General features: G+C 67.9%; 10 protein-coding genes and 1 tRNA gene. 2 read left to right on the forward strand and 9 right to left on the reverse strand.

Features of this window, described 5'->3' with window-relative positions; genetic code table 11:
- Window positions 1–11 precede the first annotated feature (11 nt).
- From HD599_RS16770 to HD599_RS16795, 6 genes are read right to left on the reverse strand one after another with little or no spacing between them, the layout of a single operon-like run.
- Complete coding sequence (locus HD599_RS16770) at window positions 12–1400, reverse strand: hypothetical protein (RefSeq protein WP_184239735.1); 1389 nt, start codon at window positions 1398–1400, stop codon at window positions 12–14.
- Entirely contained in the window at window positions 1397–3166 is a 1770-nt protein-coding gene (locus HD599_RS16775) for a hypothetical protein (RefSeq protein WP_184239737.1), read from the reverse strand. Before HD599_RS16775 ends, HD599_RS16770 begins: the two co-directional genes overlap by 4 nt.
- Window positions 3163–4854 (reverse strand): glycosyltransferase, encoded by a 1692-nt coding sequence (locus HD599_RS16780; RefSeq protein WP_221420537.1) that lies wholly within the window; start codon window positions 4852–4854, stop codon window positions 3163–3165. Before HD599_RS16780 ends, HD599_RS16775 begins: the two co-directional genes overlap by 4 nt.
- Window positions 4851–6179 (reverse strand): lipopolysaccharide biosynthesis protein, encoded by a 1329-nt coding sequence (locus HD599_RS16785; protein ID WP_184239739.1) that lies wholly within the window; start codon window positions 6177–6179, stop codon window positions 4851–4853. The genes HD599_RS16780 and HD599_RS16785 overlap by 4 nt, the downstream gene beginning before the upstream one ends.
- Complete coding sequence (locus HD599_RS16790) at window positions 6176–7141, reverse strand: glycosyltransferase (protein ID WP_184239740.1); 966 nt, start codon at window positions 7139–7141, stop codon at window positions 6176–6178. The genes HD599_RS16785 and HD599_RS16790 overlap by 4 nt, the downstream gene beginning before the upstream one ends.
- Window positions 7138–8019 carry a glycosyltransferase family 2 protein gene (locus tag HD599_RS16795; protein WP_184239743.1) on the reverse strand — a complete coding sequence of 294 codons (882 nt, stop codon included), beginning with the start codon at window positions 8017–8019 and terminating at the stop codon, window positions 7138–7140. The genes HD599_RS16790 and HD599_RS16795 overlap by 4 nt, the downstream gene beginning before the upstream one ends.
- 838 nt (window positions 8020–8857) lie before the next feature.
- On the opposite strand from HD599_RS16795, the gene HD599_RS16800 reads away from it, so the two are divergent.
- Window positions 8858–9724: a hypothetical protein gene (locus HD599_RS16800; protein WP_184239745.1), complete on the forward strand. Its 867-nt coding sequence runs from the start codon at window positions 8858–8860 to the stop codon at window positions 9722–9724.
- A gap of 168 nt (window positions 9725–9892) precedes the next feature.
- Here the strand turns inward: HD599_RS16800 and HD599_RS16805 are convergent, their stop codons facing one another.
- Window positions 9893–10621 carry a hypothetical protein gene (locus HD599_RS16805; RefSeq protein ID WP_184239747.1) on the reverse strand — a complete coding sequence of 243 codons (729 nt, stop codon included), beginning with the start codon at window positions 10619–10621 and terminating at the stop codon, window positions 9893–9895.
- A gap of 264 nt (window positions 10622–10885) precedes the next feature.
- Window positions 10886–10959 (reverse strand) — tRNA-Gly (locus tag HD599_RS16810).
- 104 nt (window positions 10960–11063) lie between these two features.
- On the opposite strand from HD599_RS16810, the gene dcd reads away from it, so the two are divergent.
- On the forward strand, window positions 11064–11669 hold the full coding sequence (gene dcd, locus HD599_RS16815) for a dCTP deaminase (RefSeq protein WP_184239749.1): 606 nt from the start codon (window positions 11064–11066) through the stop codon (window positions 11667–11669).
- Between the two features lie 170 nt (window positions 11670–11839).
- Here dcd and deoC read toward each other — a convergent pair whose 3' ends face one another.
- Entirely contained in the window at window positions 11840–12523 is a 684-nt protein-coding gene (gene deoC, locus HD599_RS16820; RefSeq protein WP_184239751.1) for a deoxyribose-phosphate aldolase, read from the reverse strand.
- Window positions 12524–12525 lie beyond the last annotated feature (2 nt).

A 12525-nucleotide genomic window follows, 5' to 3' on the forward strand; every position in this document is an offset into this window, starting at 1 on the left:
GGAGACGGCGATTAATGCTGCTCCAACAGCGAGACCGGGTCGCCGATCGCGCGGTCGAGGGCGGCCTGCACGCGCTCGGCGTCGAACACGTTGCCGTGGAAGAACGCGGTGACCTGCAGGGCGCCACGCAGCTGCAGCACGCCGATCACGAGGTCGTCGGGGGCGCTCGGCTCGGCCCAGTGGGCGAACTGCTCCTCGCCCTTGCCGACCAGCCAGGGAGCGGTGTCGAGTTCGCGACGCACGCCGAGGTTCGTCAGCACGACATGGGCCGCGGGCGCGGCCGCGACGGTGGTCGGCGGCTTCGCGAAACGGCGGCCGGTGAGCCGGCTGCGCAGCGCACCGACGAGCATTGCGGCGAGTGGGCTCGCGGCATCCACGTTGTCTTTGACGATCTGGGCGATCTGTCGGGGGTCGTCGGAGAGCCCGGCGGGAACCGGGAGGCCGGCGATGAAGTTGCCGTTCGTCACGACGCCGTCGGGCAGGTAGCGGCGGGAGTCGTAGATCAACGAGCTCTCGCCGCGCACGGGGATGCCCTCGGCGACGAGCGCGCGCCGCACGGCGACGAGCAGCGCGGTCGCCAGCGTCACGGATCCCGGCGTGGTGCGCACCCAGGACTTGAGGTCGCGGGCCGCCTGGATGGTTCCGCGGGAGTAGGCGAGGTCGGCGTGACGCTGCCACGGCACGACCGCGGAGGACTGGGTACGGGCCTCCGGGGTCGTGTCGAAGCGGGTCGTGTCGAAGCGGGCTGTGCCGAGTGGGACCGCGCCTAGCGGGGTCGCGCCGCGACGGGTCGTGCCGAATGAGGTCGCCCCGAGACGCGACCGCTGCGACTGCAGCACCTTGGCGACGCGCAGCGGGTTCTTGCCGAACGTCTCGCGCACCGCGAGCGACAGCGGCGCGGTCGCCTCGGGCTTGAGCAGCCAGCTCGGGAACTCTCGTCCGGGGGCGGCGATCGCGATGTCGAACAGGGCGAACAGGATGTTGATGTCGCCGAGCAGGTGCGTCATGCGCAGCACGATGAAGTCGCCCGCGATGGTGAGCTGGAACGGCGGCGGGGTGGCGTCGTCGCGGATGCGGTCGCGCAGCACGTCGACGACCTGGTCCTCGGTGATCGGCGGGATCTCGACGACGAGCCCCTCGCACCACTCGCGCAGGCCGGCACGGTCGTAGGTCCAGGTGTCGCCGGCCTCGTTCAGCTGCAGGCCGACCCGCGACTGCGGGCCGAGCTCGGCGGCGGCGAGCAGGTTGTCGACCAACTGCTGGCGCGGCGGCACGGACATCGGCCCGGCAACGAAGACGAGGCGCTCCCGGCCGCTCATGCGGTCGAGGTCGCTCACCGGGATCCGGACGGGACCCGCCGTCGTGTCGTCGCGCCGCGCCGTCATCTGGGTCGCACTCACCGGTGTCCGCCGGTGTACTCGAACAGCTGGAGGTCGGGGGTGTCGATGACGGTCGTCCAGCCCTCCTTGACCCGCAGCTGGTCGGCGAGCCGGTCGAGGGAGCCCGCCGGGTACGCGCCGTAAAAGTCGCTGTAGATCTTGGTCTGGGTGGTGACCATCACGTAGGTGTCGGTGCGCAGGTCGGCGAGCTGGCGGGTGAAGGTGTCGACGACCTCGGTGTCGCGGAACGAGGAGCCGGCCCAGCCGTTCCACGTGGTGAGCGAGGCGTCGTAGTGCGAGTCGATCTCGGCGAAGTCGACGTACTCGGCGACCGGGCGCAGCGGCACGCCGATGGTCGGGCTGAGCAGCTGCGCGGGACCCTCGGTGTTCTCGAGCCAGTTCTCGACGGCGTTCACCGAGTCGGTGCGCACCAGGTTGGCGAACCAGGCCCCGTAGTACGCCTGCAGGCTGCCCAGGGTGATGACGACGAGCGCGAGGGCCGTGAGTGGCGGGATGACGCGGCGCAACCAGCGCGACGGCACGGTCAGCGGAGACACCTGGATGGCGCGCACGAGCCACGGCGCGATCAGCACGGCGCAGCCGGGGACCGAGTAGAGGAAGACGCGGAAGATCGCCTCTCCCCCGTAGTTCTGCGTGAACAGCAGCGAGAAGCTCGAGAAGGCGAACACGGCCGGCACCCAGATCGGGCCGAGGCCGCGCATCGGCTTGTAGAGCAGGCTGGCCGCGGCGATGACCGCCGCGCTGCCCCACAGGGCCACCGACGGGATGCGCGAGGACAGCGCCGTGAAGGTCGCGCCGTCGCTGTAGACCGCGCCGTTCGCGAGGCTCTTCGAGTTGGCGATCGGGTCGAAGTTCGACAGCACGCCCTGGCCGGAGACCTGGTCGATGTTGATCAGCAGGTCCACGCCGACGATCGCGATGAAGACCAGTCCGATCAGGCGGGGGCGGATGTGGCCGGTGACACCGAGCACGACCGTGATGATCACGAGCCAGTACGGGGTGAGCTGGTGGGTGAGGGTCAGGGCGAGGAACAGCGGCAGCGTCATCCACCCGGCTACCGGGTGCTTTTTCGACTGCACGAGCAGCGTCAGGATCAGCGTCGCGAGCAGGATGCCGAACGCCTGCGGCGACAGGTAGTCCTGACCGACCCAGTTGGCGACGGTGGCGATGAAGGCGCCGACGACGGCGACGAGCACCCGCTGCCCGAACGCGCGGCAGAGCAGGAAGACGGCGCCGGCGAAGGCCACGTCGCAGAGGGCGGGGAACCAGACGGCGATGAGGTGCGGGCTGACGCCGGTGACGTCCGAGAACCAGGCGACGGCCGCGAAGGCGCCGGGCCAGCCGTTGTAGATGTCGGTGCCGTGCGACAGCTCGCCGTTCTGCTGGATGTAGTCGATGACGCCGAGGTGGCGGAAGATGAACGTCGATCCGGGCTCGTTGACGGCGATCGTGGCGGTCAGGCGCCCGACGAGCACGATGACCACGGTCGCGAGGGCGGCGTCCAGCGTGTTCGCGCGGCGCACGGCCGCGACGAGGGCGACGGCGGCGAGCACTCCGCCGGCCGCGAGGCCCGGCACGCCCGCGAAGAGCAGGCCGTAGATATTGACGGTCGCGCTCGCGACGTGCGGCAGCGCTGTCGCCCAGAGAGCGACGGCGAGTACGAGGATCAGGCGGGCGGGCGTGACGACTCGCGCGAACATCGAAGGACGAGGGGCGGATGCCGGAGCGACACGTCGCCCGGTGGGAGCGGTCTGCACCGTGGTCACAGGGCGACCGCCTTTCGGTGACGCGCTTCGTCGGAGGGGACCCAGCGCAGGGCGCCGGCCACCGTGGTGACGAGCGCGAGGACGACGAGGAACGCGTGGGAGTGCCAGGCGCTCGCGATGGCCATACCGGAGGGGACGAGGATTGCGAGGGCGAACCCGATGCCGGGCACGGCGACGGCGGTCGTCAGCGCGGGCAGGCGCACCCAGGCGCGGAGTGCGGCGCCGGGGCCGACGAAGACCAGCAGCGCCACGAGCACGGCCTGCACGGTCTCGGGGAACGGGAAGGCGGAGAGCAGACCGGCGATGCCGGCGAGGGCGGCGACCGCTCCCCAGCGGCTGAGCTGGCGGCGGCCGATCGTCAGTGGCACGGTCGGCTCGGGAGCGAGAGGGGCCGCGGCGGGCAGCGGGATGCCCCGGCCGTCGAAGCGCTGGCGGGCGTACCGGGCCGGACCCTTGAGCGCCGCGCGGAGTTCGAGCGCGCCGAGGCCCTTGACCAGGGCGGCCCAGTCGGCGTCCTCGGTGGTGACGGCTTCTGTGCGCGGGGCGGAGGAACCGCCGGCGCCGATCGAGAGCAGTCGGCGCACGCCGCCGACGCCGCGCGCGAGCACGAGGGGCAGGGTGTCGGAGTCGAGCACGAGCTTGGTCAGCCAGGCGCCGAGGCCCAGGCCGTAGCCCTCGGCCTGGGTGCGCAGGGCGCCGATGTCGGCGCGGTGGCGATGCCAGACGAGTGCCGACGGTTCGACGACGAGGGTGCCGCCCGCGAGCAGCACGCGGCTGAACATGTCGATGTCCTCGCCGCCGCCCGTGCGGGTGCCGACGCCGAACGCGGTGTCGAAGCCGCCGATGCGGGCGAGGGTGCTGCGGCGCAGGGCGAAATTCGCACCGGTGCCGAACTGGCCGACCGAGAACGGGAAGGTGGGAAGGTCGGCGGGCTTCTCGTCCATCGAGAAGACGCGCGGGGTGAGGTTGTGCGACCAGGTGACGCGCTCGTCGAAGTACGACTGCACGCGGGTGCGCAGTTCGCCGCTCGGAACCAGGCCGACGACGCAGTCGGCGTCTTCCGATCGGGCGAATCCGGCGACGAGGCCGTCGAGCCAGCCCGCGTCGACCAGGACGTCGTCGTCCGTGAAGGCGATGAACTCGCCGGTGGCGTGCGCGATGCCGGTGTTGCGGGCGCCGGCGAGGCCGGGGAACGGCTCGGTGACCAGGGTGACGCGCGGGTCGGCGAAGTGCTCGGAGACCAGGTCGGAGGTGGCCGACGTCGCCGAGGCGTTGTCGACGACCACGACGTCGAAGTTCGGGTAGTCGACGGCGAGGATCGAGGTGAGCGCGGCCGAGAGGATCGACGAGCGGTCGCGGGTGCAGATCACGACGGTGACCGAGGGGCGGCGGTCGAGGGCGGGCCGGGTCGCCGCGGCCGGGAGGGCCTCGGTCTGGGCTGCGAGTTCGGCGGGGTCGATCGTGCCGTCGGTGAGGGCGACATCGACGAAGCCGCGTACGAGCGCGCCGTCGCGCACCAGCACCCGGGCGCGCGCGTAGTCCGCGCCGCCGACGGCGACCACGGGCAGTGCCGAGACGGATGCCGCGGCGACCTGGTTCTCGTCGACTACGCCGACCCAGCGGGCGCGGCTCGAGTCGGGTGCGCCCTCGCTGGGCATGGGGGCGACGAGTTGCAGCTGTGCGCTCACGCGGACTGCCTCCTGCTCTTGAACAGGCCGGTGAGACCGACCACGGCGAGCACGACGGTGCTCAGAAGGACGCCGACGGCAGTGCCGACGGCTCCGAAAATCGGGGTGAGGATGAAAACGGCCGGCAGCAGCACGGCGGCGCCCACGGCGTTCCATACGAGCAGCTCGGTCGTGCGGTGCTGGGCGCGCATCAGTCCGGTCCAGACCTCGAAGGCGGTACGGATGACGGAGCCGACGACGAGCAGGCCGAGCACCACGGCGCCGTCGTTCTCGACGTAGTACGGACCGAAGACGCCGAGCAGCACGGGCGAGCCGGCGATGAGCACGGCGGCGATGACCGCGACGCAGAGCAGCACGCGGCGCCACATGCGGAAGGCGATCTGGCCGCCGGAGTTGCCGCCCGCCGAGTTGATGGTGAGCGAACCGGAGACGCCGATGACGACGAGGTCGAGCACGAGGCCGATCTGGTAGCAGATGGCGAAAACGGCGCCCTGGGCGGGGCCGGCCAGCGCGGTCACGATGAACGAGAGGGAGAGGCCGATTCCGAGGTTGAGAGTGGATGACGCGCCATCCCGAACGGTGAAAGCGAGGAACTTCGCACGCAGGTCGGCGAGGGACGGGGTCTCGGCGGGGTCCGGCTCGAGGTCGAGCGTGCGCTCGCGGCGGTTCAGGGCGCGCGGAAGCACCACGACGTTGACGACGATGACCGCGATCAGGGCGGGGACGATCGCGGAGACGAGCATCGGGTGCTCGGAGGTGCCGACGACGGCGACGATGGCGGGCAGCAGCCCGAGCTTGAGGATGTTGGCGGGGGCGTTGATCCAGAGCGCCATGCGCATCTCGCCGAGGCCGGAGAGGGTGGTGTCCTTGACGACGAACAGCGACCACATCGTCGTGGTGGCCATAACGGCGAGGACGGTGACGACCGGGGAGAGGCCGGTGTCGATGACGAGGGTGACGAGGACGCCGGCGACGAGGCCGGTGCCGAGGCCGAGGCCGACGACGAGGCGGTAGGCGAGGCCGATCACGCTCTGCGCGAGGCGTTGGCTCATCGGGAGGGTGGCGAGCAGGGCGTTGCCGGCGCCGGTGGCGGCGACGGCGGCGGCCGCGGTGATGATGGAGAAGATCGCGGTGTCGACGCCGAGGGTCTCGGGCGGCACGACGCGGGCGGCGACGATCCAGAAGGCGAAACCGGCGAGGGAGGTGACGCCGTAGTTGCCGAGGATCCAGAGCGAATCGCGGGTGACCTTGTTGCTGAGCAGGTTCGCGGCGGCGACCGTCGGGGCGACGGAGGGCGCCACGGGCGCGGTGACGTGGTCGGTCACGAAGCTGCCCCTTCCAGCTGTCGGGCGCTGTCATCCGCGGCGGCTGTCGCGACCTTCCCGAGCGTACCGCGGGCGTAGCCGGCCGCGACGAAAGCGAAGGTGAGGACGATGGCGGCGGCGCTGGCGAGGTTGCCGCGGCCGAGCTCGCGGGCGATTCCCCTGGGCAGCACGGTGCGGGTGTACGCCGCCTCGGTGCCGAGCGACGACTTCATGCCGAGCATTCTGCTCAGCGCGGCCTTGGAGATGCCCTCGGAGTAGCCGCGGCGCAGCAGGTAGCTCCAGCTGAGGCGGTTCTCGGTGACGCGGTGGTTCACTCGGGCGGCCGGTTCGAACACGATCCGGGCGGACTGCTCTCTGGCCGTCATCCGGATGCACGCCTCGGTCTCTTCGCAGCCCAGGGGCAGAGTGCCGACGCGGCCCATGTCGGGGTTGAAGCCGCCGACGGCGGTGATCGCGGTGCGACGGAACGTCATGTTGCAGCCCATGAGGTTGCGGACGTCTGCCTGAGTGGTCGGCTGGCCCTGATAGGTGCAGCCGACCACCCAGAGGAGCTCGGGTGGCAGCGTCGACGGCGCCTGGCCGTCGGGCCACACGGGCAGGGCGCTGCCGCCGACCCCGACGACGGTCGGGTCCGTGTAGGGGGCGAGCAGCAGTTCTAGCCAGTTCTCGGATGCCGCGGCGGCATCGTCGTCGAGGAACGCGACGATCTCGCCCGTGGCCCGGGCGATGCCGGTGTTGCGGGCGCCCGAGAGTCCCTGGCGTTGTTCATTGGTGATGACGGTGTGCTGGGGCCACGCGTCGACCGCGCGGCGCAGCAGCGCCGGCTCGTGGTCGATGACGACGATCAGCTCGCTGGCGACGCTCTGCCGTTCGACCGAGGTCACCGCCGCCGCCAGGTCGTCCCAGCGGATCTGGGTGTACGCGCAGATGATGACCGAAGTCGACGGGTAACCGCTGCTCACGCAGCATCCTCGAGCGAACGAACCGCGGTGGCGACGTCGGCGGCGCGGATGACGCGCTCGGCCTTCGGGGTGCGCGCGCGGAAGTTGCTCGGGAGGGTCGCGGCCGCGGCGCGCTTGATGCTGGACCAGCGGCGACGCTCGTCGAGGATCGTCTTGAGCACGCGGAGGCCGTCGGTGACCGCGTTCAGGTTGCTGACGCCGTGGATGCGCAGCTTCTCGACGCTGGGGACCTCGGTGATGGCGAGCTCGGCGGCGACGATGCGGCAGTTGATGATGGTCTCGATTTCGAAGCCGTCGCCCCACAGCATCTTTCCGTCCTCGCGACGGGGAAGCGAGGTCTCGGGCAGGTCGAGGTCGGCGACGACCTTGGTCCAGAAGGCGTTGTAGCCGTAGCAGAGGTCGGTGTACCTAGTGCCGAGGAGGATGTTGGTGAAGGTGCTGAGGCCCCAGTTGCCGATGCGGCGGATGACGGTGATGTCCTCGCTGCCGCCACCGGCCATGAAGCGCGTGCCCTTGGCGAAGTCAGCGCCGGCGACGAGCGCGTCGACGTAGGCCGGGATCTCGTCGGCGTCGGCCGAACCGTCGGCGTCGAACATCACGATGATGTCGCCCGTGACCGCGGCGAAACCGCAGGCGAGCGCGTTGCCCTTGCCGGTGCGGGTCTGCTTGACCACGACGATCTCGGGCATGACGCGAAGGGCGGTCTCGATCGTGTCGTCCACCGAATTGCCGTCAACTAGAATCACCTCGTGAACCGGGGGGAGCTTCTCCAGGATCACCTCGAGGTTGCGCGCTTCGTTGCGGGCAGGGATCACGATGCTGACGCGGGGCGTGGTACCCGTGAACGGGTACTTGGCTGCGGTGGCGATGGTGTTCATGGTGTATTCCAATTCTGTGTCGGGTGCAGACTGGGGGGACCGAACTACCGGGTAAGCAAGCGGTCCACGACGCTGAGGAGGGGTGAATGAGCATCAACGTATTGGGGCTTTTCCGCCCCCGCAACTTGCCCCTTTCGGGGGCGTTCAGAACCTCAAGATCGCTACTGGGAGGCCTCTTTCAGGCCGCCGCGACACCCCGCGACGATGCCCCTCTACTGCACCTGGTTCCGCCCATGCCCGGCGAATCCACGCCGTCGTCGGCCGAGGACGGCGACGACCGCCTCTGTGTCTGCGGCCACAATAGCGATGCTCACCAGCACTTTCGTCCCGGAACCGACTGCAGCCTGTGCGGCGCGAGCGAGTGCAAGAAGTACCGGCCGAAGCGCAGGTAGCCCCCGCGTTCACCCTCGCGGGTTGGGTCCGTCTCAGCGGGGCGCCGACCCGATGTCACGGGCCGATTTCGCGCCCCTCTTGAGGTGATCTTGAGGGAACGCTTGGCCACTTTTTGGGGTTTCTTTGCAATCCGATCGGCGCTCGGCGACGGGGTGTGACCCGTCCGGGGCCGGGCCGGAATACGTGGAGCGGATGACGGGAATCGAACCCGCGCTATCAGCTTGGGAAGCTGAATTATGCCATTCTCGTCCCTTACCATTTCCCTACGATCCCGCACCAAATCAACTTTTGAGCCGGATCGAGTGAGCACCATTGAGCGCTGGATACTGTCACGCTCCCGTCTTAGTGTCACGGATCTGTCACGGAGTTGAGCGTGATTGCTCGCAAGGAATCTACGAGACCCCGCACTTCGCGCCCGAAGTGAGATCTTCTTTAGACTGGCGCAGTGCGCAGCGACGATTTTTGGAACACCGTTCATAACTCGTGGGGCATCAATACAACTCTCAACACCGCCTTGCTGGATTCGATTACTCGTGGTCCAGTCGCTGAGTTTTCGGACATCGAAATTGCGGTGGCCCTAGCTCGGTTGGCCCACGAAGAGTTTCAGGAGTTCGGGACCAGCGCCCATCAGGCGGCGACCGAACCGGGGTCGCGTTCCATCCTCACAGCCCTTCGCGCCGTCACCCGCCGCCTTGGAATCCCCTTCGATCCGCCGTTCACGGACTTCACCAGATTCCGCACCTACTGGATAGGACAAGGAGCGGCGGGGGCCGGGGGCTGGCAAGCGCGGCGCGAGATCCTCGACCGAATATTCGAGCCACTTCACTCGGCGCTCGCTCTTCGCGAAGCTGGTTCCATCCAGTCCACCTTGGCGGAGCCAATCTCGCCCCACAGAGTAACCGGATGGCCGCGCGTGGATGAGGAGATTGCCGAGTTGCGTCGTCACTTTGAGATCGCAACCTCGCCACAGGATTATCGAAACATCGGCAACGACTGTGTGACCGTGTTGGAGGCCATCAGCGCTGTTGCATACGATCATGCGATCCACGGACGCGAAGGACAGCCAGAGCCGCCCGTAGCGAGCACGAAAGAGCGGCTCGACCGCTTTGTTGAAGTGTCAATAGTCGGCGCCGAAAATGCACCCATCCGCAAGGTCGCGCGGGCAGTGATCGAACTAGCCCAGGCTGTGAAACACCGGCCAGCGGGCAACAGGCGGGATGCCGGTATCGCAGCGGATGCAGCCATTCAGCTCGCAAATCTTTTGCGACGAGCGCAAGAAACACCAGCATCGGCTCCGCCCCTTAATCGCTAGCCCCGGTTAGACATCCGAATCTGTCACGGAACTGATCGCAATTGCGCGCAGGTTGTGTCATGAGCCAGTTCCGGCGTAGAACCATCACGACCACCACATGTCGTTCAAATGCTCCAGATCTCTCCGGCGACTCTCTATCGTGCTGGCGGATTGGGTGAGCGGGCTTGGCTACGTTTCTTCCTCGCTGGCATCCCACTTAATGAACTCATCTAGGAAGCTCAACGTCGCACCTCGGTCACGGGGCGCGTTGATTGCTTTCGTAGCGTCCGAATCGCTCATGGCGAGGACTTTCGCCCTGAGCCTCGCGGGAACTGTGTATGACGTGTACCTGTACGCGGATTCGACGAGCTGTTCCACTGCGTGCTGGAGCGGTCGGTCCCCGACGATATTGATTGGTTCTATGTAGTCCCACCAATCGTATGTCCTCTTGAACTGTCGTCTCAATGCGCTCGGATTTGCGAAACTGAAGTCAAGTCGAACGTGAAAGGCATATGCGTCGATACCCCCGATGTAGGGCGCGGGAGAATCAAGCACTGCTTCCGTCAGTCCCAACGCTGATCGATCGAAGGCATGACTGTGGCCCGGTTTTAGATCCGGAATTGAAACCGAGGCGATATTTTCGGCGCTCCAAGGCGAGATCCCAATGGTGTCTCGCTTCCGGCTTAGCCGAATGCCGCGGTAAGTCGTGGTCCCATAATTGGTGACTCTAATCAATGAGTCTTCGTCCTCACGGGTGATCAGAACTGGATGCTGCATATCGTCCGCGGGACCGCTTTCGACCCACCTTTTCCATCGAGATTGCAGACGCCTAACTCCGCCGCGAATGACCCATTCCAGGAAGAGCGTGATCGGTGCACCGACAACGGCACCTATCAAGATGAGGACAAGTTCGTTCATCTGGAAAGAATGGCAGATTCAGCTGTCGCTGAAGCTCCGTTAGTGCATCTCCCGGGCGAGTGACTGAACACAGCGCGGAAAGCGAGCAGGCTGCCACTGCCCCAACGTGTCACCTAAGGTTGCGGCCATGGAAATTTCTCATGGATCACCGTCGTGCTGGCTGTTTTGCCCACGATCGCCGTACTCGTAGGATCGGCGATCAACGATGCGGCCAACGCCAAATCCCAGCGTGCGCAACGAGCGGAACCGGGGCACGTATATGTGTGGAGCGGATGACGGGAATCGAACCCGCGCTATCAGCTTGGGAAGCTGAAGTTCTGCCATTGAACTACATCCGCGTGCGCCGCCCGACATCGGCGGCTCGACTGCCAGTGTACCGGCCGGGCTTTGAGCCGCGCGGTCTCGACAAGCTCGACCGACGAGAGTAAATAGACTGTCAGCCATGCTGCTTTCTGACAGGGACATCAAGGCCGAGCTCGCCTCCGGACGCATCGGCCTCGAGCCGCTCGAGCTCGGGATGGTGCAGCCATCGAGTGTCGACGTTCGCCTCGACCGCTTCTTCCGGTTGTTCGACAACCACAAGTACCCGTTCATCGACCCGGCCGAGGACCAGCCCGACCTCACGCACCTGGTCGAGGTCGACGCGGACCAGCCGTTCATCCTGCACCCCGGCGAGTTCGTGCTCGGATCGACCTACGAGCAGGTCACCCTGCCAGACGACATCGCCGCCCGCCTCGAGGGCAAGAGCTCGCTCGGCCGCCTCGGCCTGCTGACGCACTCCACCGCCGGCTTCGTCGACCCCGGCTTCAGCGGCCACGTCACGCTCGAGCTGTCGAACGTCGCCACCCTGCCGATCAAGCTCTGGCCCGGCATGAAGATCGGGCAGCTCTGCTTCATGCGGCTCACCAGCCCGGCCGAGAGCCCGTACGGCTCAGGCATCTACGGTTCGCGCTACCAGGGACAGCGTGGCCCGACGGCCAGCCGCTCGTTCCAGAACTTCGTGCACACCGACGTCAGCGACACAGAGGCCGGCCGCCCCGGCAAATAACCCGGGCAGATGGGCGAGTGGATGCCGCGACCGGCGACACGCGTGCGGTGGCGGTGTTCACAACTCAGGCTGAACGCCGCGCTCGCCGAGTTCAGCCGCGCAATGACGGGCCCGCGCTCCGCGCGCCGTCGATCCGGCCTGAGTTACGAACCGGCCGTGCGGGTGACGGACTAGTACGCGCCCTCGACGGGCGTCGCGGCGTCGGCGCCGGCTTCCTCGGCCAGCACCTGGCGCGAGCCCGAGACGCCGAGGCGGGTCGCGCCGACCTCGATCATCGCGCGGGCCGTCTCGTACGAGCGGATGCCGCCGCTGGCCTTGACGCCGGCGCGACCGGCGACAGTGGCGGACATGAGCGCGACGGCGGCGACGGTCGCTCCCCCGGTCGGGTGGAACCCGGTCGACGTCTTCACGAAGTCGGCGCCCGCGGCGACCGCGGCGAGGCTCGCGCCCACGATCTCGTCGTCGGTCAGTGCCGCCGACTCGATGATGACCTTGAGCACCTTCGGCGCGGGGATCACCGAGCGCACCGACGCGATGTCGGCCTCGACCAGGTCGAAGCGGCCGGCCTTGGCCGCTCCCACGTCGATGACCATGTCGACCTCGTCGGCGCCGAGCGCGATCGACTCGGCCGCCTCGGCGGTCTTCACCGCGGTGGTGTGCTTGCCCGAGGGGAACCCGCAGACGACCGCGACCTTGAGGTCGGAGCCGGCCGGGATCGACAGCGGCAGCATGTTCGGCGAGACACAGACGGAGTAGACGCCGAGCTCGACGGCTTCCGCGACGAGGGCCGCGACATCCTCACTGGTCGCCTCGGGCTTGAGCAGGGTGTGGTCGATGATTCCGGCAATGGTCATGG

The sequence above is a fragment of the Conyzicola lurida genome (assembly GCF_014204935.1).
Taxonomy (GTDB): Bacteria; Actinomycetota; Actinomycetes; order Actinomycetales; family Microbacteriaceae; genus Conyzicola; species Conyzicola lurida.

Excerpts from the sequence above, each read along its gene's own strand:
- deoC (WP_184239751.1), bottom strand. The coding sequence starts at position 12,523 with ATGACCATTGCCGGAATCATCGACCACACCCTGCTCAAGCCCGAGGCG.
- HD599_RS16795 (WP_184239743.1), bottom strand. The coding sequence starts at position 8,019 with ATGAACACCATCGCCACCGCAGCCAAGTACCCGTTCACGGGTACCACG.
- HD599_RS16805 (WP_184239747.1), bottom strand. The coding sequence starts at position 10,621 with ATGAACGAACTTGTCCTCATCTTGATAGGTGCCGTTGTCGGTGCACCG.
- dcd (WP_184239749.1), top strand. The coding sequence starts at position 11,064 with ATGCTGCTTTCTGACAGGGACATCAAGGCCGAGCTCGCCTCCGGACGC.